General features: G+C 55.6%; 24 protein-coding genes. 13 read left to right on the forward strand and 11 right to left on the reverse strand.

Annotated elements, in window-relative coordinates; all coding sequences use genetic code 11:
• Nucleotides 1-62: 62 nt before the first annotated feature.
• The 3 genes from IEN85_RS09720 to IEN85_RS09730 all read right to left on the reverse strand — a co-directional run bounded on the left by IEN85_RS09720 (nt 63) and on the right by IEN85_RS09730 (nt 3,921).
• A complete protein-coding gene (locus IEN85_RS09720; RefSeq protein ID WP_191616894.1) occupies nt 63-1,745 on the reverse strand; it encodes a cbb3-type cytochrome c oxidase subunit I in 1,683 nt (560 codons plus the stop codon).
• Nucleotides 1,746-1,776: 31 nt separating this feature from the next.
• On the reverse strand, nt 1,777-2,301 hold the full coding sequence (locus tag IEN85_RS09725; RefSeq protein WP_191616895.1) for a cupredoxin domain-containing protein: 525 nt from the start codon (nt 2,299-2,301) through the stop codon (nt 1,777-1,779).
• A gap of 159 nt (nt 2,302-2,460) precedes the next feature.
• A complete protein-coding gene (locus IEN85_RS09730) occupies nt 2,461-3,921 on the reverse strand; it encodes a hypothetical protein (RefSeq protein ID WP_191616896.1) in 1,461 nt (486 codons plus the stop codon).
• 44 nt (nt 3,922-3,965) lie between these two features.
• Here IEN85_RS09730 and cyoE point away from each other — a divergent pair, with 44 nt between their 5' ends.
• The 4 genes from cyoE (at nt 3,966) to IEN85_RS09750 (ending at nt 6,328) form a co-directional block, all read left to right on the forward strand.
• Complete coding sequence (gene cyoE, locus IEN85_RS09735) at nt 3,966-4,964, forward strand: heme o synthase (protein WP_191616897.1); 999 nt, start codon at nt 3,966-3,968, stop codon at nt 4,962-4,964.
• Between the two features lie 71 nt (nt 4,965-5,035).
• The gene (locus tag IEN85_RS09740) at nt 5,036-5,506 is read left to right on the forward strand and encodes an RrF2 family transcriptional regulator (protein WP_224772545.1); all 471 of its coding nucleotides are present in this window, start codon (nt 5,036-5,038) and stop codon (nt 5,504-5,506) included.
• 70 nt (nt 5,507-5,576) lie between these two features.
• Entirely contained in the window at nt 5,577-5,810 is a 234-nt protein-coding gene (locus tag IEN85_RS09745; protein WP_191616898.1) for a DUF2249 domain-containing protein, read from the forward strand.
• Nucleotides 5,811-5,830: 20 nt separating this feature from the next.
• Nucleotides 5,831-6,328, forward strand: a complete 498-nt coding sequence (locus tag IEN85_RS09750) for a hemerythrin domain-containing protein (RefSeq protein WP_191616899.1) — start codon at nt 5,831-5,833, stop codon at nt 6,326-6,328.
• A 199-nt stretch (nt 6,329-6,527) separates the two neighbouring features.
• On the opposite strand, the gene IEN85_RS09755 is transcribed toward IEN85_RS09750, so the two are convergent.
• The 7 genes from IEN85_RS09755 to IEN85_RS09785 form a co-directional block, all read right to left on the reverse strand.
• Nucleotides 6,528-6,977 (reverse strand): CopD family protein, encoded by a 450-nt coding sequence (locus tag IEN85_RS09755; RefSeq protein WP_191616900.1) that lies wholly within the window; start codon nt 6,975-6,977, stop codon nt 6,528-6,530.
• A gap of 40 nt (nt 6,978-7,017) precedes the next feature.
• Nucleotides 7,018-7,176 (reverse strand): hemerythrin domain-containing protein, encoded by a 159-nt coding sequence (locus tag IEN85_RS24890; RefSeq protein WP_191616901.1) that lies wholly within the window; start codon nt 7,174-7,176, stop codon nt 7,018-7,020.
• Nucleotides 7,173-7,742: a DUF542 domain-containing protein gene (locus tag IEN85_RS09765; protein ID WP_191616902.1), complete on the reverse strand. Its 570-nt coding sequence runs from the start codon at nt 7,740-7,742 to the stop codon at nt 7,173-7,175. Before IEN85_RS09765 ends, IEN85_RS24890 begins: the two co-directional genes overlap by 4 nt.
• 121 nt (nt 7,743-7,863) lie before the next feature.
• Complete coding sequence (locus tag IEN85_RS09770) at nt 7,864-8,802, reverse strand: aldo/keto reductase (protein ID WP_191616903.1); 939 nt, start codon at nt 8,800-8,802, stop codon at nt 7,864-7,866.
• A 24-nt stretch (nt 8,803-8,826) separates the two neighbouring features.
• Entirely contained in the window at nt 8,827-9,249 is a 423-nt protein-coding gene (locus IEN85_RS09775) for a GreA/GreB family elongation factor (RefSeq protein WP_191616904.1), read from the reverse strand.
• A 195-nt stretch (nt 9,250-9,444) separates the two neighbouring features.
• Nucleotides 9,445-9,834, reverse strand: coding sequence for a hypothetical protein (locus IEN85_RS09780; protein WP_191616905.1), 390 nt, complete (start codon nt 9,832-9,834; stop codon nt 9,445-9,447).
• A 162-nt stretch (nt 9,835-9,996) separates the two neighbouring features.
• Nucleotides 9,997-10,179, reverse strand: coding sequence for a hypothetical protein (locus tag IEN85_RS09785; RefSeq protein WP_191616906.1), 183 nt, complete (start codon nt 10,177-10,179; stop codon nt 9,997-9,999).
• Nucleotides 10,180-10,387: 208 nt separating this feature from the next.
• Here IEN85_RS09785 and IEN85_RS09790 point away from each other — a divergent pair, with 208 nt between their 5' ends.
• The 5 genes from IEN85_RS09790 (at nt 10,388) to yjjJ (ending at nt 14,982) form a co-directional block, all read left to right on the forward strand.
• A complete protein-coding gene (locus IEN85_RS09790; protein ID WP_191616907.1) occupies nt 10,388-11,290 on the forward strand; it encodes a LysR family transcriptional regulator in 903 nt (300 codons plus the stop codon).
• Nucleotides 11,291-11,445: 155 nt separating this feature from the next.
• A complete protein-coding gene (locus tag IEN85_RS09795; RefSeq protein WP_191616908.1) occupies nt 11,446-11,769 on the forward strand; it encodes a GNAT family N-acetyltransferase in 324 nt (107 codons plus the stop codon).
• A 365-nt stretch (nt 11,770-12,134) separates the two neighbouring features.
• Nucleotides 12,135-12,512: a ribosome hibernation-promoting factor, HPF/YfiA family gene (hpf, locus tag IEN85_RS09800; protein ID WP_191616909.1), complete on the forward strand. Its 378-nt coding sequence runs from the start codon at nt 12,135-12,137 to the stop codon at nt 12,510-12,512.
• Between the two features lie 126 nt (nt 12,513-12,638).
• On the forward strand, nt 12,639-13,214 hold the full coding sequence (locus IEN85_RS09805) for a DUF2179 domain-containing protein (RefSeq protein ID WP_191616910.1): 576 nt from the start codon (nt 12,639-12,641) through the stop codon (nt 13,212-13,214).
• Between the two features lie 388 nt (nt 13,215-13,602).
• Nucleotides 13,603-14,982, forward strand: coding sequence for a type II toxin-antitoxin system HipA family toxin YjjJ (gene yjjJ / locus IEN85_RS09810; protein ID WP_191616911.1), 1,380 nt, complete (start codon nt 13,603-13,605; stop codon nt 14,980-14,982).
• A gap of 557 nt (nt 14,983-15,539) precedes the next feature.
• Here yjjJ and IEN85_RS09815 read toward each other — a convergent pair.
• On the reverse strand, nt 15,540-17,351 hold the full coding sequence (locus tag IEN85_RS09815) for a TolB family protein (RefSeq protein WP_191616912.1): 1,812 nt from the start codon (nt 17,349-17,351) through the stop codon (nt 15,540-15,542).
• 156 nt (nt 17,352-17,507) lie between these two features.
• Here IEN85_RS09815 and IEN85_RS09820 point away from each other — a divergent pair, with 156 nt between their 5' ends.
• The 4 genes from IEN85_RS09820 to IEN85_RS09835 all read left to right on the forward strand — a co-directional run bounded on the left by IEN85_RS09820 (nt 17,508) and on the right by IEN85_RS09835 (nt 26,561).
• Nucleotides 17,508-19,802, forward strand: a complete 2,295-nt coding sequence (locus IEN85_RS09820; RefSeq protein WP_191616913.1) for a protein kinase domain-containing protein — start codon at nt 17,508-17,510, stop codon at nt 19,800-19,802.
• Between the two features lie 9 nt (nt 19,803-19,811).
• A complete protein-coding gene (locus IEN85_RS09825; RefSeq protein WP_191616914.1) occupies nt 19,812-20,666 on the forward strand; it encodes a PP2C family protein-serine/threonine phosphatase in 855 nt (284 codons plus the stop codon).
• Nucleotides 20,667-20,797: 131 nt separating this feature from the next.
• A complete protein-coding gene (locus IEN85_RS09830; RefSeq protein WP_191616915.1) occupies nt 20,798-23,629 on the forward strand; it encodes a hypothetical protein in 2,832 nt (943 codons plus the stop codon).
• A gap of 13 nt (nt 23,630-23,642) precedes the next feature.
• Entirely contained in the window at nt 23,643-26,561 is a 2,919-nt protein-coding gene (locus IEN85_RS09835) for a virulence factor SrfB (protein ID WP_191616916.1), read from the forward strand.
• Nucleotides 26,562-26,586 lie beyond the last annotated feature (25 nt).

The following is a 26,586-nucleotide window of genomic DNA, read 5'->3' on the forward strand; positions in this document are numbered from 1 at the left end:
AGAAAAAAAAGGCCCGCCCGAAAACGAGCGGGCCCAAGAAGTTTCGATATTGTTTTGCGGTCTTACTGCACGGGCCAAACGTCGGCCAAGGCTTTCCAGTTCGCGAAATAGTAAACTGCGAAACACATCAGGAAAACTGCCGTCAGAGCGATCGTGCCCTTCATACCCCAATGGGCGTCAACCTTGCTCTCGTCCGCTCCGGGCAAAGCCACTGCGGTTCCCCAATCGTAGATAGGACGTCCCGCATTTTTCTTGCCGAACAACAAGGTCCCGACGCAAAGCAGCACGAAAATCAGCAACGCCAAGACCGCGATGATTGCACCCACGCCCATGATCCCGAGGAAAAGGTGCGAGGAAGCCCCATACACGCCTGCTGGCTCGATGTCGTAGTCGCGACGCGGGACGCCCAAGGAACCGGCAAAGGACATGCCCAATGAGACCATCAGAATTCCTCCGCCAAACAGCCACGGCTGGATACGGGCCCAGCCTTTCCCAATAAAGTCGCGTTGGAAGATCAGCGGGATCACATAGTAGGTCAGTCCCATGAAGGCGAGCGATGTGCCTCCTACCACTGTTGCGTGGAAATGCCCTGTGATGCGCAGGGTATTGTGGGCAATAATGTTGATCTGCTGAGTGCCAAGGGTCACGCCGGTGATCCCTCCGATGAATCCGAAGATTACCACCGACAGTACTGCCGCCGAGAACGCGGGATTGCGCCAGGGCAGTTTCGTCACCCAACCGAACAAGCCTTTGGTATACCCCTTGTAGCGCATGGCCATCTCGACGGAAGCAGGCACGGTAAATCCGTGTATCATCGATGCCAATACAGCCAAGTACATAGCATAGGACGTATTCCAGATCTTCCAGGTAGCTCCCACCGCCGGGTCCACCAGCAAGTGGTGGGCGGAGGCAAGATTGATGAACAGGATGTAAAGCACAAAGGCGCCGCGACACACCGTTTCGTTGATAGGCTTAGCCCCTGTCGCCAAGTAGCCGACCAAGTACCAAATGGCCACCATGGCGCAGACGTTCACCTGCTGGGATTGGTGCCCCAGTCCCCACCAGATGGTACGGTACCACATGGGGTCTGGCTCAGGAGTCCAACCCATGGCAAACGTGAAGGTCGGGATCATCACGATCGCCCCATGAAGCAGCGTCACCACTGCAATGATCGCAGCAGCGGTCGCTCCAAAGGTCACCAACGGCACGGAACCTTCGTAGGTCCTATCGCGTTTCGCCACATACAAGGTAGCGAAGAAGTTAAATACGCCGATCAAGGTACCCACCGCGACTAGGATAATTCCAAGATAAAAGGCCGGGTGAGCCAGCAAGGGAAGATAGCTCGTCATCAAGACGTCCGCTTTTCCCTTGAGAATGATGTAGTCGACCATCACCGCTCCGACCAGCATCATGATAAAGCCGACCCACGCGACCTTGCGAGAGAACAGCTTCGCCTTCAGCGGTACAGTACAAGCAAAGTACAAGACCGCTACCTCGAAAAAGAGGATCCAAAAGATCAGCATGTTCAGGCCATGGAAGGTCAGGATCCGGTAAAACCAGTCGACGGGCAACAAGTGAATCGTCTGCCAGCGTGTCAAGGCCAGCAAGATCGCCGCCACGCCCCCGAGCAATAGAAAGACCACCGCGCACACCGCGCTGAGCTTGATAAACAGTTGCGCCGTCAGACAGACCGGCAAGCCAGTCGTATCGCAAGTGCGCGTTTCAGATGTAGAATTCGTAGCCATCGTATTCAATTCTCCTTACAGTTTCGCTCCCTCATTCCACAAATATCTTGCCGATCATCTTGTCGTGACCGATCCCGCAAAACTCGTTGCACACGATCGTGAACTCGCCGGTCGAAGTCGGCGTAATTGTCAGCACATGGTCGTAGCCCGGCAGCACCTGGAAATTCATGTTCAAGGGCTGCAAGGAAAAGCCGTGATTCAAATCGAGCGCCGACAGGTGCAAGCGATAGGTCTCGCCTTTGCGCAGTTTCAGAGCCGGATACCAGCTCCACATCCGCGCCGCCAAGTAAGCTTCGCCGCCCGGAGGTGGCTCCACGATCGGGATACCATTCCAATCCCCGACCGTACCGGACTCCACGAACGTCGTGGTTCGCTCCATAAACGCCGCCGGCTCCACCGAGTAGGCTTCGCCGCGACTGTTCTGTTTTCCACGAAAATGCCAGTACGGCATCATCACGCTCATCACCATGCACCAGACTAATGCCAGTCCGATCCACAGCTTCTCCGCGCCTTCCGGCGCCTTGTACCAACCTTTTTCCGGAACTGTAAGGCTCATTGCATCACCTCCTGGCTCACGGTAGTTGAGCTGGCTTTACCAGCAGGATTTCAATCCAACCCCAAACGGTATAGGATAGAAACGGAATAACAACTCCAAGCACGAGCAGTAGCCACGGGTTGTCCATTAGCCGCTTCAGGAACGGTTCTTTTTTTGTGCTCATAATTCTGATACGGGATTTATTGAGGAAATTCTGTTTTGGCCGGACCGTCCGAACCACCAGGCGTAAATTTCTCGTAGGACCAACGCCAAAAACCACAGGCCTGCCACCATCGCCACGATTCCGCCAAGTCCCATGGTCCAGAGTCCCACGTACTCTCCGAGTGAACGCACGTGTTGCTCGGAGGCGTAAGCTTTCCGTCCCAGCCCATAGACGCCTCCAATTCCAAACCCGATGGCAAAGACGCTCTGCCCGACGGCGAAGAGGATCAACTGCCGCCTAGCGCTTTTCCAAATCTTGTCGGCGGAGTTATCCCCTCTGCGAGCCAAAGTAACGATCAGGAAAGCTGCTGTCATGAACGCCACGGTCACTCCACCAAGCGAAGCATGGTAATGGGCTGGCACCAGCGTATTCGATCCGCGTATACAGAGGCCTAGGCAGACTCCGAGGAGCGATAGCGATACGCTTGCTATGAATCCAGCCCGCAGAGCCTTAGCCGCAGGGGACTTTATTTCACTGCGATGTTTCCAAAGGTGCCGCGATCCGATCGCTACCAAAGTCAACATTACCGGAAAGATGCCCCAGCGCATCAGCTGCGTGGCGCCCGCATGGTAAAGAGTGTCCATGGTGCCTCGATAAGTTAGCAGAGGCAGCGAAAAGTGAGGAACCGCTAAAATCGAAAATAGGACGGTAACGCCTTTAAGACTCAATGGAGCCTGCCCCGTCGCCTTTTCCAATACCCATAGCCAAACCGCCATCATGGCCGCTGCATTCGCCACCTGCAGCACATGCCCTGCCCCCCAGATGCTGAATTCGTAAAAGGTGGTCGTGTCCACTCCCTTCGGCATGCCTGACACCGCAGAAACCCATGTAACCGCCGCCGCGGTCACGAGCAGGGCAGATGCTTGCAGCCCGATGCGAGCCGACCGCGTCATCGGTCCCTCGGCATCTTTTCCTGATCGGCTGAGCTCCAAGCCGAAGCAAAACAGCACTCCTACGAAGAAGGCTGCCAAACCGCCTAGGAAAAGGGGATGGTCGATCACGGGTATGTAGTTGGAAAGCACCGGCTCGGCTCCTTTTGCCAAACCACCGGCAATCATACCCGCTACGCCCAGCGACGCCACGTAGAAGCCGATCCGCCCAAGGATTCCGCTATCGCGGCGAAACCGCAACGCCAGCAGGCTCGCGATGAACCCATAAAACCACACGGAAAGCGAAAGGTCCACGTGCACGACTAGGCAACGCTTGAAGAACAAGGGATCCGCTATCCAGTTTGATATAAACGGTAGTCTCCCTACCACTACAGCCAAGGACAGCAATCCCGCCAGCACGAGGCTCCCAACCGCTAAGCTGCTCCACCGCCTCGCGTCCGCGTTCACGCAACCGCAGTCAGCCTGAACCATGGCTTCAGCTTTCAATTCGACGGATGCAGGGACGGAATCGGCGCGCAACGAACTCATAACGGCGGAACTTTACACGCGTCCGGGATCGAGTTCCTTGATCTTTGTCAAAGAAACCGCTCGAAACCTGGCTCGCTCTTAACTTGATGTACATCAAAGCAAACCAGGCCGACCTAGCCTACAATGGATCCATGAAGCCCGACTACGTTCAACAAGCCGTTGCTCCGCTAGCGAAACGCTCCGCCGCCGAAGCGACGGCAACGGCACGCGCCCTTTTCGCGTTAACCAAACCGCGCCTCGCCTTTTTCACAATACTCACCGCCATCGCCACCTATGTTGCCACCGCCGATGGACATGGACTGCTGCACGCCTGCGTCACTCTCTTCGGCGTAAGCTGCTCCGCAGGCGGAGCCTTGTCGCTCAATCAGTGGCTCGAGCGCAAACTCGACGCCCGCATGGAACGCACTTGCCAACGTCCGCTGCCAGCCCGCCAGGTCAGCCCCCGCTCAGCTCTATTGTTCAGCGCCAGCTTGTCATTCATCGGTATCCTAACTTTGGGCACGATGGTTTCGCCCATTTCCGCCTTCCTAGCCCTCACCACTATTCTGGTCTACGGTTTCGTATACACGCCCCTCAAACGGCGCACTCGCTGGGCCACCGAGATCGGCGCCCTCTCAGGAGCCTTGCCGCCCCTGATCGGCACTGCTGCCACAGGCAATCCCACGGCGCCCATCGGAACTTCACTGTTCTTGATCATACTCATCTGGCAAATGCCGCACTTCTACGCCATCGGTTGGCGCTACCGGGCTGACTACCGCAACGCCGGCTTCCGGCTGCTTTCCACCCGCGACTACGACGGCCGCAAAACTGCCCGCTGGACCCTTGGCTATTCGTTAGCCCTGCTCGCTCTCCCTATCGTGCTCTATGGATTCGGGCTAGCCGCTCTGCCGCTGCTCATCGCCGCCACCTTGGCTGGCAGCGACCTCACCCTCGCCGCCTTCCGTTTCTGTCGTAGCAAAAGCGAGCAGAGCTCAAAGCGGCTCTTCTTCGCTACCATTCGCTACCTTCCCATCGCCCTGACGGGAGCTTGCATTCCGTATTGAGGCGAAGGCATAATCCGCCTCCCGAAAGTATAACTTGCCGAACAGGACATTCTCATCCACTTACTTCAACTATGAAAGTGATTTCCGATACTGCCGAGTATGCGCTCAGAGCCGTCGTCTGGCTGGTGCAGACTCCCGACGAATCCCAAACGACCCGGCAGATAGCGGAAGGCACTCGCACCCCTCTCGACTACCAGTCAAAAGTGCTCCAACTGCTCGCCAAGTCCGGCATCACCAAGAGCCAGCGCGGCACCGGCGGTGGCATTCGTCTCAACGTCTCCCCTGACGGGCTCACCGTCTTGGATGTCATCAACGCAGTCGATCCGATCCAACGCATTCACTCCTGCCCCCTCGGGCTCAAGGAGCACGGCACCTGCCTTTGCCCCATGCATCGCGGCCTCAACGACGCGGTCAAAACCGTCGAAGCCGCCTTCAAAAACACCTTGGTAGCAGACTTGCTCAAAACGCGCTCCAAATCAGTTCCCCTCGGAATCGACCTTCCCCTCCGCGCCCCTCGCAAGCCGAAGCAGGCTACCGCTTAAATTCCGGCAAACAGCCCCCACTTTGATCTAGGTCAAAGTCGGATGCACCGTCCTACGCTAAACTGGACGCATGACCCAAAAGACGACCACCTTGGATTTGCGGGAAATCGTCTGCGACCAGCGGCACTGCCTTGTCTTCCAGCGCCTTTCGGTTCTCGAGCCGGGCGACTGGATCATCCTCGTGAACGACCATCACCCCGGGCCCCTGGGACAGCAGTTGCATTCAAAATACGGAGACCGACTTTCCTGGTCCCTGGGCAAGGTGACGGAGAACGAGTTCCAAGGCAACCTTCAGCTTTCTTAAACCCAAGCACACGAGCAATCATGCAAAGAAACGCGCACAAGCTCCTACGCCGACTCAGAACCAGTTCGCTCGACAAAGTGGCGCGACACGTCACACGAGCCCATCGGCTACTAGAGAACGACCAATTGACGAACCTGCAGCAAGCCTTCATCCGCCTCCCCTACACCATAGACCCCAGCGCCCTCATTCTCTTCGACGAAATCAGCCTTGCCCTGCAAGACTTCGTGCGTGAGCTACTGCAACACTACATACTCGAAGAAGACGTCTACGGTGAATGTCACCACTCCTTGGGTACGTCTCGCATCGACAAAGCCACATCCAACCGCCTGCGATACCAGCACCAATCCTTGCAAGAGTCGCTGAGCGACCTCCAATCCCTCACCAACCACCTTACCGAAGTCGCTGGTACCGCCGACGCACACCGCTTCCATCGACTACTCGACGAGCTCGCCGACAACCTGCACGAGCAGATTCTTGCAGAAGACAAGGTCCTGCTTCCCCGCTCCAGCCTCAACTAGCGACACGTCGAGCGTCGCATGACAGGAAACCCTTGGTTGCGACTTCCACCGCGTTGGACCAATCGTAGGGCTGCCGCTCGATGCACGCCGCAGCATCTGAATCATTTTTTCTCCTGCAACACGGCTTGCCGCAAGCGGCAGGCCTACATTCAGGAGAGAAAAATTCAGTACCGAAGACGCGATTCCTCGTATTCACCCCTCAATACAGCCAACCGATTCGGAAAGAGGCGCCCACGACCAAGAACAGCACGGCAACCAAAGTCACAGGGACGATGTGCCACGCCAGAGACACCAGATTGTCGTTTTTCAGCTTGGGGATGATTCGCAAGCGAGCGTCTAGCGCCAAGCCAATGGTCGCAGCCAGCAGGATCAGTTTAATGCCAATCAAACGTCCAACGGGATTCGAGAAGTCGAACCACATGCTGGGATCCGGCAACTTCATGTAGGAAAGCCAAATCCCCGTGAACACTTGCACAATCAAGGCGGGGATGCCGACTCGCTCGTAGCCCTCCTCGTAGCGACGCACTGCGTCAGCATCGCGCGTTCGTAGTGCCTTCGGCAATACAGAACAGGCGAGCACCAAGTGCCCGCCCACCCATACGCTTGCTCCCAGCAGATGCAGAACGATGAGTAGACCGTAGAGATTCATCGAACGGAAACTTGCCGGATTTTTGCGCTATTTCAAATCGCTAGCCCGCCATTTGCAGGGCCTGCGGGAAGAGCACCGAATTCTCCAGATGGATATGCTTGTGCATGTCCTCCTCCAAATCTGCTAGCCCAGCAAACAAGGCGCGGTAGGTATTGCAGGCTTCCGGCGGGGGCGTGAAACCGTTGGTCAGCTCTCTCAACTTGGCAAGGCAGCCCCCGCGTCGTCATGCTCGTGCAACATGCACTCGACCGGACCATCCAGGGAATCAAGTCCAGCGCCCTCTCCCGCTGCCAGTTTCGCCACCGCTGGGAAAAGCACCTTTTCCTCCTTACCCATGTGGTCCTCCAATTCCTTGGCCAGACCCGCAAACACTTCGAACACCTCCACAAGTGAGGGCGTATGCCCTCCGTGCACGTGGGCCACGCGCTGGGACATCGCAAACAGACGCGGCAACTCGTCCCTCAAGAACTGGTGGTGCGTCGACACGATGTAGTTGCAAAGCTCCGCGGGCGGCAGGCTTGCCGGGTTGCTTCCTTCGCTTGCCTTCTGCTTCCCCTCTTCCTCGAGCAATTGAGCGACAAACTCCGGCTTCAAGCCCTTCTTCTCGCAAGCCTGCGCCAACGTCTTGTTGCCTTGGCAGCAAAAGTCCATCCCGAGGCCCTGGAAAATGCGCGAACGCCCCGGACGCTCCGCAACGAGTTCCCCGACCGTACGGTCAATTAACGGTGTGCCTTCCGGCGAAAATACATTGGGTACGTGACTCATAACGCAATAGCTTCTCTAATAGGACCTCTTTGTCCTTAATAAAACCAGCCTCCCGCTTTCTAACTGGATGTCAATGTCCTTTTAAGAAATCAGGCCCAACTTTTGGATGAGTAATTCCCTCCTAGCAAACGCGCAGACCGCCTCCGCCCTGAGCCTCCGCTGCGCTGTCATCCCCCATCAGAAACTCGCCGGACATCGGACAGTGCGGAGGCAAAGCGCAGTTTATATAGGCTGCCTCTATTCGCGAAAGCTCCTCGGAACTCAGGCTAGCCCGGGATGCCTCGATCGCGGAATCTAGCTGCGACTTCACCTTGGGACTGAACTGGACTGAACAGATGCTCTCCTTCGAAAAAAGCCAGGCCATGCCCACTTGGAAAGAGGTCCTGCCAAAAACCCGACGGGCGGTGCTGAAGAGCGGCTCATATCCATCCGTAAAGGGCCAGCGAACGACTAACGACACGCGATGTTCGCGAGACAGTTCCTCCAAACAACATTGGGTGAAAGGTCCGTCCAAGTGGGCTGACTCAAGCCTCATCCGCGAGGGCTGGGCTCCTCTGCCCAACCATTCAGCGATTCTCCAACACGGAAAACCGATCGATCCCACGTAGCGCAACAGCCCCCGGTCGGAGAGGCGTTCCAGCACTGACATCACTTCGTAAGTAGGAAAAAAGCCGGTCGACCAATCCAAGAGTACGATGTCCAGGTAGCGCGCTCCCAAACGTTTCAGGGAAAGCTCAATCTGCGCCCTGATTGAGTGCTCGAGCTCGAGGCCGCTGGCGCCTTGCGGGCACCGTATTCGCGCGCAAACTACGAGTTCCTCCCGGCAATTCGAATTCGCGTTCAGCCACTCGCCAACCAGCGATTCGGATTTTTCGGGATTGCACTCCAACGACGGAAGGTACGCGTGCGAGGTCGCCTGGATAAAGTTCCCCCCCTGCTCGACATAGGTGTCGAGCACCTCGAAAGCAGAGGCCCGATCGCTCAAGTAGCCGATCCGTCCCGTGCCGAGGCAAAGTTGAGAAACACGCAAGTTTGTGCGTCCGTATTGAATCTTCTTCATCGCCGTGTGCCCTTCTAGATTGTTCTACTGGGTCAAGCTGTAAGGCCCGTGCACCTTGCTCGACTTCGACTCCCGAGTAACGCTCACCACTCGCAAGCGCCGTAGCCCGCCCGGCGTCCTCCACATAAAGTCCTCGCCCGCGCGTACCCCTAGCAAAGCAACACCTAACGGAGCGAGAATCGACACGCGATTGAAGTCCGGGTTGGCCCGACTTGGCATCGTCAACTCGTAGGTCTCCACCTCGTTCAAATCCAAATCCTCAAGGTGGACCGAGCTGTTGAGCCCTACCGAATCCGTAGGCACTTGAGAGTCTCCCAACACGATCGCGCGCGAAATCTCCTCCTTCAGCTTCAAAGCCGTCCCCTGCGGATGCTTGATAGCTCGCAGCAACAAGGACAACGCTTCGTGATCACTTTTTGATAAGTATATACTAGGGTTCTGTTTCATTTCTTTATAGCATTAATAAGTTCAAAATTTTTCCGTATTAAAAGGGTCACCGGTCCTCGCCGAGGACCGGTGACTGTTTTTCACATGACAGAAGCCAGCCAACCATGGCGGATCAAGCTGGCTTCCTACGTCGTTCTCGCCTCTTCGCCTTGCGCGAACCATCAGACGGATTCCCTCTCCATCTTGCCCAGGAGCTCAACGAACTCCAGCGAGCGCAGGGCGCGAGAAAGCTTTCGCAGGCAAAACCGCGCGCATTGCGCCAGCGAGCCGGCTAGCGCTGAAATCGTCCTCCCAACGGGCCTCCCTCAAGGCCTCGTCGAGCTTGTTCAACATGGAAGCGAGCCCAAGGTAAGCAGTCATTCCACTGCCGAAGACTTCAATTTCCTTATCCTTCAACGAAGCGATGCCGCGAACCCGAAGATACGGTCGGTTCGGAAGCGCGCTCTTGCCGAAGATCTCGATGGTCAATTGCCCGAGGTTTCGATTTTTCGAGAACAGGGGAGAGCAGCGCCCTTCCACAAAACGTCTCAACAAGCTGGATACTCGTACTCCGTATCCCTCGATCCTCACTCTTCCACTATTCATAGCGTTCCGTTAATCAATTAAAAATATACAATTCAGTTAAGCGCCCAAAGCACGCGGTCGTCCGATCTAAAAAACAGCCCTTTCACGCGGATGTGCTGCGACCATTCGCAAGCAACGAAAGCTGCTTTAAACTGCTTCGCTCCGGAAGAAAGCGCTAGAGACTTAGGTGGGTTCCTTCCGTGGCAGCTTCACTCCAGTGAGGGCAAGCAATAGCAAGCTCGCTTCCGGAAGCAGGTCATTCAGACTCTCGTCGCTCCCATGCCCCGGAATCCGCAAGGCGACCGCATCCAGCAAAGTCACGTAGCCCCTTGCCTGTCCGAGCGGCGGCTGAAACCTTCGAGCCATCACAAGCGAAGCGCCTGAGGCCGACCCCCTGTCCGCCCCGCGGCGCTCTACCGTCCGCCTACCAAAGGCCCCAGCGAACGGCTCGCAAACTGTGATGTTACCCTTCGTGTTCATCTCAAACGCTCTGAATGATACGCTTCTACCTGCATTTTGTCTATGTCTATTAAACGATTGAATTATTAGCTTTATCCTATGTATTTTCGATCCTATGGATTTCCTCAACTACCACCACCTGCGCTACTTTTGGACCGTCGCGAAAACCGGCAGCGTCCGACGGGCCGCCGAGGAGCTAGGCGTCTCCCAGCCATCGATCAGCGCCCAAATCCGGCTGCTCGAGGAGTCGCTAGGCGAGAAGCTGTTTCATCGCAGCGGCCGCAACTTGATCCTAAGCGAAGCAGGGCAACTGGCCCTCACCTACGCGGACGAGATATTCTCCATCGGCCGAGAACTTTCGAACGCGGTTGGCAATGACTCCTCCAACCGCGCCATCCGCTTCAACGTGGGCATGACCGACTCGCTCTCCAAGCTCATCGCCTTCGAATGCCTCAAGCCAGCCTACCATTTTTCCCGCCCCACCCAAGTCGTCGCCCGCCAAGGGGAGCTCTCGGTTCTGATAAACCAGTTGCAGGCTCACCGTCTCGATCTCGTGCTCGCCGACGAACCGGCCACGAGTATCCATAAAGCAAAGACATATAACCATCGCCTCGGACACTCCGGGATCACCTTCTGCGCCCGCCCCAAGCTGGCCACCAAACTCGCCCGCAACTTCCCCCAATCGCTTCACGATGCACCCGCCCTCCTGCCAAGCGAAAACATGGGCATGCGTTGGGCGCTGGAGACCTGGTTCGACCAACATGAGATTCGCCCCCGCCTGGTCGGCGAGTTCGAAGACTCCACCCTCATGGAAGTGGCCGCGGCAGGCGACCTCGGCTTCACCACCGTGCACACCGCAGTCGACCAAGCCGCCCTCAAGCACTATGGACTCAAGGTCATCGCCAAGGTCGAGGAGTGCGGCAGCGACTTCTACGCCATCACCGGCGAGCGCCGCGTCAAGAACCCCGTCGCCGCCATGATCACCGAACACGCCTTCACCCAACTCTTCACCAATTGAGGGAAGGCTCTTCACTCAGAAAGCGAGCCTTCCCTCCGTTCAAGCCCTCCCCACCCTGTCGAAGCGGCAACCACCTTTTCCAGGACTTACAGCAAAGGCAGCAATCGAAACCTAGGACTCACTCGTAACAAGAGAGCACCCGCTACAGCACTACAATGAACAACTCACCCGTACCGGTTCTCCACGACGCCGCAGCCTGCAAATTCTACACCGACGACGGAGCCTACCTCTTGTATTCGCGGGAAAGCGATATCCTTCGCATCGAGCACGTTTTCGTTCCCGATCACCTGCGCGGCCAAAGCCTCGCCGCGCACCTCGTGAAACAGGCAGTCGCCTACTCCGACAGCATCGGAACCAAAGTCCGCCCAATCTGCTCCTACGCTAAAGCTTTCCTTGAACGCAGCCCCGAGCTGCACAAGTCGATCGTCGCCCCATCTCCTCCGGGAACTCCTCAATCTGATTTTGCAGGGCAAACTTGAATTTTCGAAACCCCGTATTCAACGGAACAATTTCCGCTAGCCTTGACTAAGTTTAGAACCAAGGAGTACAACTCGCACCGTCATGAGTTTCGCATTAGTTGATAAACAACTGAAATTGCCCAAAGGGCAAAACACACCGCTCATCTACCTCGGCTAAGCCGGTAGCCCTATAGGCGGACACGATCCAGCGTTTATATATAGGCAAAGAGACTACCGGACCAAAGCAAGCGAACCGTCCAAACGGATTTCGCCCAGCCTTCCACCGTACCCTAAGGATACGGCAATCACCTCGAAACGTACGCAGTTCAAGGCATGCGGCCGGCTGCGCGTACCCAACCGTAAACATCAACCATATGATAAACGAAATGAATAGAATCATCATCAGTTGTAACCACTTCGAAATTACAGACTCCATCAAATCCTTCGTTCATATGAAGTTTCGCAGACTCTTCCATCATTACGAGGACATGATCCGCATCCGTGTGGAACTCACGCTCGACTCCGGCAAGGCTTCAGAAAAGCGGTTCCAAGCCCGCGCGTTGATCGAGCTCCGCGGTCCCGACATCGTTGCTAATGCAGAGTCCGAAAACGCCTACGCAGCGCTGGACGCGATCTTCGACAAGGCGGAGCGCCAGCTCCGCCACCGCGTCCGCCTCGCCCGCCACAAGCGCGAGCGGGTCATCCATCGCTTGCGGCGGTCCGCGAGAATGCCCCGAGCGTTCCGCCAGCTCTTACCCGCCTAGCAAGGAGCGTAGCTGACTAAAAGCGAACGCTTGGTTCGAGCAAACGAAACGCGTTATGGACGCACACGGGAGCGACTCACCAAAGTCGCTCCTTCTTCGTATCAACTTTCCAATACAAAAACGTAAATGCAAAACTTCGACTACATGGTCTGGGTTGTCATACCCCTACTCATATTCTTGGCACGTCTCGCCGACGTATCATTAGCGACCCTGCGCCACATCCTTATCTTTCGAGGACTCAAAAAAATCGTGCCTCTTTTCGCTTTCGTCGAAGTCGTGATCTGGCTGCTCGCCATCAGTCAGGTCATGAACAACCTGAACAACATCGCCTGCTTCCTCGCATTCGCCTTCGGATTCTCCGCAGGCACCTACGTGGGCATGGTTATCGAAGAACGCCTTGCCTTAGGCTATCAGCTCGTACGCATCATCGCCCAAGGCAACGCCAGCGAAATCGCTCGCATGCTCAGCGACGCCGGCTATGGCATCACAACCGTCGACGCGAATGGATCCCGCGGAGCCGTCGGGGTCGTCATCGCCATCTCCGAACGCAAGCGCCTGCCAAAACTCGTCGCCCTTCTGGGAAAACTCGATCCAAGTCCCTTCTACACTGTAGAAGACGTTCGCTCCGTAGGACGCCCTGTCGCGTCACCCAACGCGCTACCGGGCGAGCTCAGCCTCGAAGGCAACGTGAAACGCAAGTAATGGGTTTGTTCTTTCCATGAGCCAGGCGCGAAGAAGACGGCGCCCCCAGCTGTCTTCTTTTCGCTCCATCCAGTCGGGCTATCCCATTGGCGGCGATAGGCCTCTGCCCAGCTTAAACCACGAAATTTTGCGGAATAACGACTTTAACCCATAGAAATTTACGTCTCCTCGCCCTTTGAAAATCTAAAACCATTTTTTTCCATGCCCCCGATCAAATCGCGCTGATCGCGCACCGGCATTTGCCCGCTAGAGTGGGGTTCGCTTGCCAGCATCCACTCATGCTCTTTCGTAGGAGCCGAAGTCCCTATTATTCTATTCAATCCTATCCCTCTCTCCTTCCTTTTCTCTTTGACTATGTTTAGTTTAAACTATTCATTTTTTTATTCAATTGAGCTCTAAACACACAGATTCCATCGAGAGACTGCTAGCTTTCCAGGGTTCGATGTCAGCAGCGGATATCGCTCTACGACTAGGCATCAGCCAGCCGACCGTATCCCGAGCGCTAAGCGCCTCCCCGAAGGTCCTACGCATCGGCCAAACCCGGCGCGCTCGCTACGCCTTGCCACGCCCCCTCGACGGACAAGAATCCAACTGGAAGCTCTACCAAATCGACAGCAACGGCCAAGCCCGAGTCGCAGGCACCCTCCACGCCCTTCACCAAGGCGAATTCTTTCTCGAGCCGAACTGGGAAAGCGATCACTACAGCTACCTGCTGAACGGCGAAGACCACCCGCAACTCTTCCCCGACCTGCCATGGTTTCTCGAGGACATGCGTCCCCAAGGCTACCTCGGACGCTTGCTCGCTCATACCTGCGGTCCAGCCCTCGGCATCGGAACCAACCCCGAAAACTGGACCATCGACGAAGCGCTCAAGGCGATACTGGCCCACGGCGACGACACGCCTGGCAACTTCATCCTGGGAGGCCAGGCGATCGATGCGTTTCTGGACCGGCGCAGCCGCGCGGAGTTCATCGACGAATCGGAACGGACTGCCCAATACGACCTGATTGCCCGTCATATAACCGAAAACGGCGAACTCCCCAACTCTTCCGCTGGCGGCGAGCAGCCAAAGTTTACCGCCTGCATTCGCCTTCCCGGCGAAGCCTTCCAACACGCCATCGTCAAGTTTTCCGGCTCATTGCAAACCGATGCCGGCCGACGCTGGGGCGAGCTTCTTGCCGCAGAAGCCATCGCAGCGGAGGAGCTGTCACGCATCGGCCTGCCCGCAGCCAACTCCCAGCTAATCCAAACCGAGCAACGCGCCTACCTCGAGGTCGAGCGCTTCGACCGCTCCAGCCGCCAAGGTCGCATCGGCACCCTTTCCTTGCGTTCGCTCATCGCTGGGCTCGGAGGGGAGCTCGAGCAAAGCTGGTGTCGCAGCTGCCAAGCGCTCGTCCGAAACGGCTGGCTCAGCCAAACCGACGCCGACAGAGCCGCTACCTACGAACACTTCGGACACCTGATCGGCAACTCGGACATGCACCTCGGAAACCTCAGCGTCTTCCTCACTCCGCAGCTCCCGCTAGAGCTTTGCCCAATCTACGACATGCTACCCATGCGCTACGCCCCGCAGCGTAGTGGAGATCTCCCTACAAAGCCAATCGAAGTCCGCCTCCCACGCCCCGAGGAGCTGCCCTATTGGCAACCCGCCGCCAAAGCCGCAGTTCGCTTTTGGACCCGACTTATCGAAACGCTTCGCGCAAGCTCTAATTTCCACGAGACCGCTCAAGAAATCCTCGAGCGAATCCAGAACGCGAGCCATACTTGAACAGCTGCCTAGACATAAGCAGCTGGGCTTGATCGCCAGAAAAAACCTTGTTCCCCTTGCTCCTGATACCCCCTCTGCTCGCGACGACTTCCGACTTTGGCCCAAGTTACTAATTGGCAGCCTCGTGGGGCTTCAAACCCTAACAGAAGAAACCAGAGCCCTTATTTAAAAGGCATCATCAAGGACTTACACTGTAATTGTGTGTTTTAAGAGCTCAGAAAATTAGTCGCACAGAAGTAGAATATCCACGCCCTTTGTTTGCCATTCCGCAGCAAGCTGTCGACACCGCCGATCCTTGAGAGACCGAGTCGGGCGTCACGGCAAACAAACGTATCGGGGCTTGGTTTACCCGAACGAAGCAACACGCTCATCGCAAGAATTACCAACGAAGCAAGCTTCGAGGAATGAACCCCGTTGCGAGTCGATAGTCTCGGGGACTAACGATGCGCATGACGAGCCTCTAGGCCGTGAAAGAACGGCATTTTGCCGCAGCAGAGACATCGTGTCGTAACTGCGGTTATCAAACCTCCGGAGCGAAGCTGATGCGGCGCTGTCGTCTAGTTTCCCACAACGAGCTCCATGCGCCAAATGTTGTAGATCCCTTCCCGATTGGAGAGGAAGAAAACGACATTCGGATCCGTCGGTGACCAAAGCGGGGCGATGTCATCTGAACCGTTGTCCGTGATCTGCTGTATGCGACCCGACTCGAAATCCAGAATGAACAGGTTGTTGTTCTGGCGATCCTGCATGTCACGAGCATAGTCCGAGACGAAGATCATCTTACTCTCGTCTGGACTGATGGCAGGGTTAAAGCAGTGAGCCTGAGAAAACTCGAAATCATTGATAACCGTAGAGAAGACCAATCCTTCAGTGGTAACACTATATATCTGCTTTATGCCCGTGTCAGCTGCGGAACGAACGAGGAAGAGCTTGCCAGATTGCGTGTAGACAACTTCCTCTGCCACTTCCCCCAGAACCGTGTACGAGGAGCCGTCCAACCGGATCGATGAGATATACGGCTCCGCAGAGGGGAAATCGTCGTATCCAATAAAGAATGCAGGACGATTCTCAGAGACGATGGTTGGTCGGAAGTTAAACCTAGGTTCATGCGTTAGCTGGAGAACTCCTCCCACGACTCGGCCGTCTTGAACGCGCACCGCAGAGATATCCCAAGAATTCCTGCGTCCTAATCGATTCGACTGGAAGACGACGAGATTGGACGAGGGATCGACGCCAGTACTTGGATTCGTATCGAAGTATTGGTTACCTCTCGTTATCTGAAGAAAAGAAAACGACTGGTCATTCGCAGCCTTCATGAAAAGGTTCGAGTAATTGGAACCGTCTTCGTTTTCCATCGTAACCGCATATATGATGCTCTGCCCATCTGGGGTCAGAGCGAAGGAATTCACAGCGGTCAATATCGGGCTGCTGCGAGTAAAGTTAGTCACCTTTCTCAAATCGCTGTAAGGCGTGCTCAAATCACGACTGTTGAGCATTCCCAATCGTTGAGTCGTATCCAACGATAGCTGCGGGCCTCTAACCGTGAAGCTGGTTGTCGGGAAATTGAGCGTAACCGGCACCTCCGTAACTGGATCCAGATCAACCGAGATAGCCTTCTCTCCGTCTCGCGTTATGTTGATTGATTTGGAGATGAACTCCTCCGGAATTCCGAGTTCGGCTACAATCACAGACCACGGCTGGGTTCCAGCAGATCTTTCAAAATCAAAAGTAGTCTGCAGTGGCGTTTCTCCAACGACGTTGCCGTCTACCGTGAGAGGAACTCCAGGCAATGGTCGGCCTCCTGATGTTGTCTTGATGGTAAATGTGCCTCTATCTTTTAAGAGAGCCAAGCGGGCCAAAGGAATGCTCGAGGTGCTCTCGACGCTCAAATTCACCGATTTGGTTTCGTGGTTTCTAAGCGAAATAGTGGCCCTAGCGGTCGACCAAGGCGAATCCTTGTCCTCGCGATTAAAATCTAGATTCACGCTGAGGGGCGTCACTCCAACTGCTTTCCCGTCGATGGTCACAGCAGCGCCAGAAGGTTCGCTGCTGAACTGAAACGTCTTCGTGTCAGTTAACTTTTCCAAGCTGACTGATATGCTCTTTATCGAGCTGCCAGCGTTGTAGTCGTACGTAACGAGCTCTGTTTGATAACCGGGAGCGGACACTTCCAGCTGGTACAATTCCGAACGACGAGAAAAGTCGATTTCAGCTGGACCAGTGTAGACGGCTCCGGCCCGAATGCGGGTAGAACCCAAATTTATAATCTCGATGCGGGCACCACGGGGAACCGTATCGATGAGGACATCTCGCCCGAAAACGGACACAGGTAGCAAGAGGAGGAGGACAAACCGGATCAGTTTTTTCATTGGTTCAAGGGACTCGAACAACGAAAAAAGGACATCCTCGGCAAGGGCAAGACGCAATTGGGGCAAATCAGCATTGACATACCGTACTAGTACGGGACCTGCTAAGGGTAGCGCGTTAGCAATTCCCCCCACACCTGCTCAGTTTTAATCACAGCCATGAATGACATCTTCGGACGAAACCAAGAGTTGATGGAGCTTCCTCGTCGCCTGGGAAACTACGAGCTAACAAAACTCCTGGGGCAAGGCGGAATGGGAGAGGTTTACCTCGCCCACAATGTGGAGCTGAAGGAGCCTGCTGCGGTAAAGCTATTGCCAAAACACCTCGCCCACGATTCTTCTTTCGTGAACAGGTTTCGAGAAGAAGCCCGAAAATTGCGACGCCTGCAGCACCAGAACATTGTACAGGCCCATGACTTCGGTAGAGACGGCAACGACTTCTACCTAGTAATGGAATGCATCGACGGAGGGGATCTCCAAGATGTTATCGATGCCAATCCGAATGGCCTCCCTCCCGATGAAGCACAGCGCTACCTACTCGAAATCGCAGCTGCAGTAAAGGAAGCTCACAAGACGACTATCCACAGGGACCTCTCCCCCAACAACATTCTCCTGACCAAAGACGGAAAGGTGAAAGTCTCCGACTTCGGGCTTTCCGAGGTCGTTGGCGAAGACTACGCAAGAAGCCTGATCCAAAAATCGGTCACCCTGTCCCAGGTAGGAATCGCCGAAACGCTGCCAGCCGAAAACAGTCGTAGAGCCGCAAACATTGTCGGCAAGGTGCGGTACATGAGTCCACAGGTGACTCGCGGAGAACCATCCGACAAGCGAAACGACATATACGCGATCGGAATCATGCTATATGACATGCTGACGGGCCGCACCACCGGCATGGTCAGATCTCTACGTAAAGAGAAGCCGGAGCTGGACCCGCGATGGCAGAGCATTTTCGATCGTTGTACAGCCGACGAGATTTCCTCGCGCTATCAAAATATAGCCGAACTCGAAAACGACATAAGGGAGATCAGCGCAAATCCAAAGCGAAAGACGCCTATGCGAACGCTGCTGTCGCTTTTATGCCTGTCAGCGATCGCCACCGCCGCGTACTACACGAGCGAAAGTTGGCTTCCTATCGCCCAGCCATACATCGACAGCGCACGAGAGAAGTTCGCCGATCACGCCCAGAATCCGGAGGTTGCAAGCGAGCCGCCAGAACCGCGAAAAGGCTCCACGGCGGCCAGCGACGCGGCAGAAGCTGACGGTACAAATCTCCCAAACTCCTTGGTACGGGTTTCGCTGGAAACCTCGATACCATCGGACAGCAAGCTAGTTTTGCTCAGTCCTCGCCCCCAAGGCATCCAATTGGAATACGCTCACCCATCGGAGATCCAGCTTCCCTCCTCCTCGTCTGACTACACGATGCGGTTTGAGCATCCCAAGTACCTACCCGTAACCTTCACTATTCCCGGAAATGCGGGACAGCATCCGGTCCGGTTCAAGACAACTCAGGTACGTGAATCGCACGAGTTTACGATCTATTCCAATCCGAGCGGCGCTACCGTTTTCCTTGAAGACCAGGCGATCGGAAAAACCCCTCTCAATAGGACCTTCGATTTCGTCAGGAGCCATGAGAGTCAACCTTTTGGCAGATTGAATCTAAGATTGGAGCTGCCAGGCCACGAAACTACTGAGTTCTCTCTGGAAGAAACCTCCCCATCCCAGCTGCCTGTCATCCAGATCCCTGCACAAAGAGCGCCTAGAAAACTTCAGATTCCGCTCGCCAATGGCAACCAACTCGAAGTCACATATATAGAGCCTGGAATCGCTACTATCGGTTCTCCCGACACGGAGATTGGACGCATTGCCCATGCTGAAAGCCTAAAGCAAATAGAAGTCGATCAAGCATTTTATATCTCGGTTACCGAGGTAACGCAGGCTCAGTACCGAGCCATCATGAACTCAAACCCGAGCTTTTACCTAGGAGACAACAGGCCCGTCGAACAAGTGGTCTATCGCGATATAAAAGGGCCTGAAGGCTTCCTCCAGAAGTTGAACGATCACCTGCAGGCTCACGGCTACAACGGCTGGACCGCAGATTTGCCAACCAACGTGGAATGGGAATATGCCGCACGAGCGGGATCCCAAAGCACATACTATAACGGCAATGACATAACTCAACGAGGCAGGGACCCCAACTTAGACCCGCTTGCGGTCTACATGACGGTTGCGACCGCAAATGTAGCGAGCAAGACACCAAACGAATGGGGTTTGTACGACGTGCTGGGCAATGTTTTCGAATGGACGAGCGAAGGAGATCTGAGAGGCGGTTCCTTTAAGCAACAAGCGACGACAACGCGGCCAGCCTACAGGCTCATCGGAAAGTCCGATCGAACAAAAACAGACAAGGACGCAAACCAGTTCGGGCTTCGCATCGTGCTTCGTCCCCCGAATTGACCCCGAACAATGGATCGCAAACTGCGCGGCATCGCCATAACGCACAAGGGCAACTACCGCTCCAACAACGAAGATTCTCTGCACTGGGGCCCTATTAACGGGAACCCGTTCGCACTCGAGGAGATCGAGGAGGCAACCCTCTCGGACTCAGGAGAAGCCGCATTCCTCGCCGCAGTGGCTGACGGCGTCGGAGGCTGCGCCGCCGGTGAAGAGGCAAGCGAGCTCGCTATAAAAACAGTCAAGGAAACGTTATCACGCTCAGGCCTCCGGGATCAAAACGAGCTCGAGCAAACGCTAGCTCAATCACTGGAAGAGGCTCACAAGAAAATCGTCGAGGAATTCTTGGCAAACCCGTCCAAAGATGGAATGGCCACAACCTTCACGGGAATTCTGTTTACCCTGCACGCAACGCACCTGCTTCACATCGGAGACAGTAGGTGCTATCGCTTCAGGGCAGGCCACTTGGAACAAATAAGCAAAGACCACTCCCCCGTTGCCACAATGGTAGCCGAGGGAAAAATATCGGAGGAAGAAGCCCAGATCCACCCTTACCGAAGCTACATCGACCGGGTTCTAGGCAACACGGACAAGCCGATAGAACCCGTCATCGAGGCTCTGTATCCTAAAAACGGTGACAGATGGCTCGTATGCTCAGACGGCTTGAGCGATTCCCTCTACAGGGAGGAAATAGAGTCCACGTTCAATAAGTACGCCCAAGCAACCATCGAGGACCTCGGCTTTGCCCTGATGAACAAGGCGCTCGATCGCGCTGGGCGAGACAACCTTTCACTCGTCCTTGTCGAGGTTGGCAGCCCTAGCCTTTGGACGCGAACGCGGCAGTTCTTGAGAACTAAACTTTCGTGAACGAAAGAGTTAAGGATAAAGCCTCAGATAAAACACCTCAATCAACGACCTAAGCTTCTCGGCTTTAATTAATTACAAAAAGCACTTACCCCTTGATCGAAAAGTCATTTTGGTTTTAAAACCCCTCTCGAATGGAAGCTCCGACATCTCCACACAAATTCGCATCCCTCGCCATCGACTTGGAGAACTGGTATTGGGAACACGGCTGCAAGCGCAAAGGACGCTTCCAACTACCGAGCGGCGGATGGGCCAGGGAATTGAGAGACTTGCGCGTCAGCGTCGAAAACATACTTCCCTCGTTCGAACAGAAACGCCCAGCCGCGGCGGTTTGGGGTCCATCACAGACTGGTAAATCAACTTCGGTCGCCTCCTACATCGACCAGAACGCAGTCTATACAGGCGATCCCGCAGAGGACGGAACGAAATCCGCGCTCCACTGGCCTGGAGGCGCCCCAGCCTACTTCATTCATCCCTCGCTTACAAAGTCAGCTCCCGGCGATCTGCATAGATTGGTCCTAAATCCCTATAACTCGGGCCTTGACGCATCTGCATGCCTAAGCCGATTCGTCAAAGGAACCCTAGACCCTCAAGACGACACCGCCTTCTTCATCGCCGACCCGCAGTACCCGATCGGAGTGCAGTTGGTAAAGTCCTTCGAGCTTTGGATGTCCATCGCTCGTGGATACAACAGCCAGTGCTGGGGGCCGAAGCCAACCCCTGAGGTCGATGACCAAGGCCGTCCCGCGCCTCGGTACCAAACGGTTTGGACCCAAGACAACTTCCTTTCCTGCTTCGAGAAGCATGCCAACCAAGTTGTGGATACAGAGCCTGGCATCAGCCGGGCCGCGTTCGAGCGGCTTCACTTGCTATGTCGTCTCGTCAACGATATGATTTTTGCTGGACTACCGCGGTACAGGCAGCTTGCGACAGGAGAATTTGCTTGGAGCAAAATTTGCGAATGGATACTCGGCCAAACCCAACCTGACGGAGAGCAAGCAAACGCCTTGGTTTACTCCGAGGAGGCGGCCAACGCCTTTCTCGCCGAAGTCCTTTGGGACGGATATCAAGTCGTCACCGACTACGCGTTGGCGATGGACAAGCGACTCAACTCGCTTAACGAATCGTTCGGCGAAAAGCCCGTGCTCTGTTCTATAGAGGTTGCTGCCTTGTTCTTGGACATGGAGACCTTCAAGATTTACGTCTCCCGCCCATCCGCAAAGCCAAAACCAAAGGAGACCCGTTATCGTCAGCTGCTCTCTGAGCTGCGATGGGGAGACCGAGGCGACTGTATCGTCATTGGAGCTGACTCCTCTTTGCCTAACAAGCTTCTGAGCGGTCCCGAGGACTTCGGAATCGTACAAGGACTCGTCTGGGAACTGGTAATCGCCTTAAACCTGGACCACATATCTGACAACGCATTCAAGTCTTTCGTCGAGGTTGCTGACATCTTGGACTTTCCCGGCGTCGAAAGAGGTGGCAAGGAATCGCCCGCCGACAAGATAGATCTCGATATATTGGCCGAAAAAAAGCTGAGGCGCGAATATATAACCGAGCCGCACGATACTGGACACGACCCTTTCCAGTTTTTCTGCAAATTGCTCAAGCGAGGCAAGACGAGCTCAATCGTCTGCACCTACGCCCAACGAATGAACATCGATATCTTCAACATCTTCCAAGATATTGATAAAGATAAGCCCAACGGAGACGAGTTGGTCACCGGTATAAACACTTGGTGGCAAGCGAGCGCCCCGGATTATTTCCGCAACCAAACGGGAAGAAGTCCCCTGCCGCTCAACTACGTGCTCCTCTGGTGGTCGGAGTTCTTTTCAGCGCGGCAAGATTTCACCAACATCTCCAAGAAACTGGAGCCAGTCGGCCAAATATCAAATCCGGAGGTTTCGACTGCCTTCGCGATGAACTACTATTACATCCCGAAGCGAGGCGAAATGAACGAGGCCACCCGCGACTCGATCCCATCGCAGATCGAGTTCCTGAAAGCGGAAAACGCCTTCGCCCGCCAATTCGCTTCCAATCCGATTAGCTCCGCATCTTTCGAGTCGATGCTGGACGATATCGCAACCGGCGGTGCTGAGTATTTTTTCCACCAGCTGGCGCTCCAGGCCAAGGACGTAGCGGAAAATTCCGAATCCACTCCTCGCTTACTCACCCTCAACGAAACGCTGGCCCGCTATCGCAAGGCAGTGGAAAGCTTGGTCAATACTACCGACTTGGTTCCTGAGGTTCGAGAGTCCGATGACCGAAGACGAGTGCTCCTAGACGTTCGAGATCGTATCGAACGAAACGTAGAGGGTGCGTCGCCCAGCACCATCGAGGCGATGGAGGCCGCCTTGCGCTTCCTCCTAGACGTCGAGAACAAGGCGCTGCGTCCCATCCACAACAACGGGCAGATCATCACCTTCGATACCGTCATCGACCAGGTTCAGGCATGGATTAGAACCCAGTCCAGTCGCCCTCTCAGCACCTTCCCCGAAGAGGCCCGGGAGGGACTCAAGGCCGTTTCACTGTCTCAAAGCGATGAGCGCAACGAGTTTCTGCAAGCGCTTGTCGCGTCAATTGAGACCGAGCTCGGAGAACTCACAAGCTGGATGTCCGACATGGTTCAGCACCAGCAAGCCGGCGATACTGCCGTCGACCTGCGACGTTTTCTCGCTGTGGCTCTATCTAACCTGTTCACACGCATTCGCTCGAATGACCCGTTCGCTGAGTTCGACGAGGAACCGGAGACCATGGACGCGCTCCTTGACGAAGGGCGCCCCAGCGCCGTGTGGAATCTGAAGGGTCGGGACATCCCCCGCTACCACGTTTTCCTCAAGCCTTTTGCGGGGAAAGGTGGCGTGCTCGAGCAACTGGCCATGCGAGACCTAATCCCCATAACGCGGCCAGACCAGCCAGGAGACTCCGAACTTCTGGCTATCTTAACTCCTCCTCTAGCAGCTCGGTAATCCAATCCCTCAAATGGCTGACAAAGCTCCCACCCGCATCGAGATCTTTCCCAACACAGGGCCTCAAACCTGCGTTCTACCACTCAAGGAGCTGCTTCCTGAGAGACCTGACGACTTCCTTACGCGGCTCGTAGAAAAAAACCGAGCAGGCTGGCAGCCATGGGCCGAGATTACGCCTTGGATACGCTACCGCTTCGATTTCGAGAACGACACGCCCGTCCTGTTCGTTGCCGTCGAGACTAATCTCGGGGAGCCCTATCGGGGCCTCCTTGTGGACGTGGAAGATCGTCTCTACGAATCCGCCCCCGACGAAGAGGAATTCATCCCCTTCTACGCGGCATACGACGAATTCAGTATCGAAGAGGAGTACGGAAACAGACGCGAGATCCCTCTCCTATCGCTCCCGAACCAGCAGGGCCTCGACTTGCCCATCAATCTCGTCGTCCAGTGGGAAAGAAGCCACGGCCGGCTTCCCATCGATGTCGACCTGATCGTCGATCTTGGCAATTCCCGCACGGTTGGGCTCCTCTTGGAAACGCCGGATCCCGGCCTCGAAATGCCTTTCGAGCGCCGCGTTCGCCCTCTGCGCTTCACTCCGCGGGGCATGCCATACGAGTACCAAATCGACAACCAAGGCGGACTGCTCGACGATCCCTACGCAATCATCAATTCGTGGATGATATTGCACGAGACCCTGTTCCAAGATCTCGAGCCAGAGCCTCCGTTCGCCAAGATACAACCTGAAGACCAATCCAAAAAGACTTCCGTCTATTGGGCGCCCGCCAACCGGAACGGCAAGAAAGGCTACGTCAAGAAGGTCTACATTCCGCATGGTTTCGCGGAACTCTCTCCTGCCATTATCGGAGGCGCTCGACACTCTGACGGTGCCGAGCAAATACTGGCTCGGGCGAATCTGGACCGCATGGCAAAGTTCTTCCTCAGCTCTCCCAAACGGTACGCGTGGGACAGCGTTCCCTTGTCCGAAAGAGGTGGAACCGTGTGGATGCAAATTCCCAACGGATACGGAGCCGAGGACGGCTACAACAGCTTCCAGGAACTCAACGGCTTGATTCGTTGCTTCATGCACCCGGAGGGGTCCCAGTTCGACTGGAATGTTGAAACGCCTCCCGACGAAGAACGGTTCCGCGGCGTTCCCCTTTTAGGCACGGCGCCGACCTATCCGCGTCGCGATGCAATTTGCTGGTTCGCCCTCTCCGTGATCGAAGCCGCATACCGGCAGATCAATGCGCCGGGCTATATTCACACCTCCCAGCGCGAACCGCGTCCGCGACGCCTTCGCAAAGTTCGCGTCTCCTACCCAGCAGGTTGGACCGACGAGGAACGCAGCCGCTATCTCGAACAATGGCAGCGAGCCCTCAATCTCTTTAGCCTGATTCGCTTCGAGAATCTGGACCCGATCGCCGAACGGACCGGAGAAAAAGGAGGAGATCGTCCCATACTGGCCGATCCCCCACTCGACGAGGCGGTATGCAGCCAGCTTCCCATCATTTATTCCGACATCTCGTCGCTCGGCAACTCTTGCAGCGACTGGCTCCACCTCTACGGAAACGGTCGCGTCGTAACCGTGATGAACGTCGATATCGGAGGAGGCACCACCGATATGGCGATCAACCGCTACCGCGCGGAAAACCATCCTGCAGGCATTGGACAGCAGCAGAAATTCGAGCTCATCCCAGACCTTCGCTTCAGGCATGGCAGCCGCATCGCCGGCGACATGCTGGTCAAAACCATAATCGAAGAGCTTGTAGTGCCAGCGTGGTTACGGAACTCCAGCAGCCAAGCCTTTGAAAAGATAACCGATGCGGAACAGCTGATTCGGTACCTGTTCCAAACGCCGACCGACGCCAATCTGATGGGCGTGGACGCGAAGGCGATGTCCAAGCTGGTTCGCTTCCTACGCCTCTGCCTCATTCCGCTCGCGAATGCCCTGCTCGGTCGCTTGTCCGAAGCGAAAGAGACGGACGGTTGGGGTCCGCTGATCGTCGAGGACATCATCGAACCTCGTTTCGTCGAAGACTTCAACAAGCTCGTAGACCGGCTGGTCAAAGTGAAAAGCGTGAACGGCCGCCTTTGGCGCGGTCCCGCCTTTCCAGTCGAGGGGGCTCGCCTCACCATCGACCGCGACGCTCTGGTCCGCTGTATCGACAGGACCTTTTCCGGTCTGCTGGATACCCTCTCGGACTTGGCTGGACGTCACCGCTGCGATCTTGTCATCGTATCAGGAAAGCCATCCGAGCTGCCCCGGATCCGGGAATTGATGTTGCGCAAGTTCCCGCTCCTGCCCCAGCGGATCATACACGTTAAGTCTTTCCCCGCCGGACATTGGTATCCATTCAAGCGTCTCGGTTCGGATCGCATCACCGACGCGAAAACCTGCACCGTCGTTGGAGCTGCGCTCTTCCAGGATATTTGTAATGGCAACCTCAATACATTTACGATAAGGCCTGCGGATCGTTCCGAACTTTCGAGGAGATTTTGTTGGGGCTTCGCTCGCCGGAACATGTTGCCTCGTGATTTCTTCAACTCGAACAATCTACTTTTCCGCCCTTCGGAGTTACCTCGCCCTCAAAGCGGGCAGGATCGAGTTGAGTTCGAGAAGTCATTCGCCGACTTTCCACTCAACATTCGCATCGGGCGTCAGATCGAGACCATGCGCGATCTCCAGCCCGATCCCGTATACGAAGTCAGCCTAGACCCAAGCCGCTACCCGGGAGCGCAGCCTTACACCGCCGACGTGACTCTCAGATGGGTTTCGGAGAGAGGAAAAGGCGAATACATCGAGCTCGTTAAAGTCAGCCCGAGCACTCGTTTCCCGGAAATCGATCCTGCCGCTGTTCGCTTCCTGCTCAACACCCTACTGGAGGAGAGCTTCTGGCTCGACGACCCATCCCTCGAAATAGCAAGCGTCTGAAGCTTTCCCACGAGCTTATCCTAAA

The organism is Pelagicoccus enzymogenes, assembly GCF_014803405.1.
GTDB classification, from domain to species: Bacteria; Verrucomicrobiota; Verrucomicrobiia; order Opitutales; family Opitutaceae; genus Pelagicoccus; species Pelagicoccus enzymogenes.

Coding starts and splice junctions, on each gene's coding strand:
- IEN85_RS09720 (WP_191616894.1), bottom strand. CDS start 1,745: ATGGCTACGAATTCTACATCTGAAACGCGCACTTGCGATACGACTGGC.
- IEN85_RS09725 (WP_191616895.1), bottom strand. CDS start 2,301: ATGAGCCTTACAGTTCCGGAAAAAGGTTGGTACAAGGCGCCGGAAGGC.
- IEN85_RS09730 (WP_191616896.1), bottom strand. CDS start 3,921: ATGAGTTCGTTGCGCGCCGATTCCGTCCCTGCATCCGTCGAATTGAAA.
- IEN85_RS09740 (WP_224772545.1), top strand. CDS start 5,036: ATGAAAGTGATTTCCGATACTGCCGAGTATGCGCTCAGAGCCGTCGTC.
- IEN85_RS09745 (WP_191616898.1), top strand. CDS start 5,577: ATGACCCAAAAGACGACCACCTTGGATTTGCGGGAAATCGTCTGCGAC.
- IEN85_RS09750 (WP_191616899.1), top strand. CDS start 5,831: ATGCAAAGAAACGCGCACAAGCTCCTACGCCGACTCAGAACCAGTTCG.
- IEN85_RS09755 (WP_191616900.1), bottom strand. CDS start 6,977: ATGAATCTCTACGGTCTACTCATCGTTCTGCATCTGCTGGGAGCAAGC.
- IEN85_RS09765 (WP_191616902.1), bottom strand. CDS start 7,742: ATGAGTCACGTACCCAATGTATTTTCGCCGGAAGGCACACCGTTAATT.
- IEN85_RS09770 (WP_191616903.1), bottom strand. CDS start 8,802: ATGAAGAAGATTCAATACGGACGCACAAACTTGCGTGTTTCTCAACTT.
- IEN85_RS09775 (WP_191616904.1), bottom strand. CDS start 9,249: ATGAAACAGAACCCTAGTATATACTTATCAAAAAGTGATCACGAAGCG.
- IEN85_RS09780 (WP_191616905.1), bottom strand. CDS start 9,834: ATGAATAGTGGAAGAGTGAGGATCGAGGGATACGGAGTACGAGTATCC.
- IEN85_RS09785 (WP_191616906.1), bottom strand. CDS start 10,179: ATGGCTCGAAGGTTTCAGCCGCCGCTCGGACAGGCAAGGGGCTACGTG.
- IEN85_RS09790 (WP_191616907.1), top strand. CDS start 10,388: ATGGATTTCCTCAACTACCACCACCTGCGCTACTTTTGGACCGTCGCG.
- IEN85_RS09795 (WP_191616908.1), top strand. CDS start 11,446: ATGAACAACTCACCCGTACCGGTTCTCCACGACGCCGCAGCCTGCAAA.
- hpf (WP_191616909.1), top strand. CDS start 12,135: ATGAATAGAATCATCATCAGTTGTAACCACTTCGAAATTACAGACTCC.
- IEN85_RS09805 (WP_191616910.1), top strand. CDS start 12,639: ATGCAAAACTTCGACTACATGGTCTGGGTTGTCATACCCCTACTCATA.
- IEN85_RS09815 (WP_191616912.1), bottom strand. CDS start 17,351: ATGAAAAAACTGATCCGGTTTGTCCTCCTCCTCTTGCTACCTGTGTCC.
- IEN85_RS09820 (WP_191616913.1), top strand. CDS start 17,508: ATGAATGACATCTTCGGACGAAACCAAGAGTTGATGGAGCTTCCTCGT.
- IEN85_RS09825 (WP_191616914.1), top strand. CDS start 19,812: ATGGATCGCAAACTGCGCGGCATCGCCATAACGCACAAGGGCAACTAC.
- IEN85_RS09830 (WP_191616915.1), top strand. CDS start 20,798: ATGGAAGCTCCGACATCTCCACACAAATTCGCATCCCTCGCCATCGAC.
- IEN85_RS09835 (WP_191616916.1), top strand. CDS start 23,643: ATGGCTGACAAAGCTCCCACCCGCATCGAGATCTTTCCCAACACAGGG.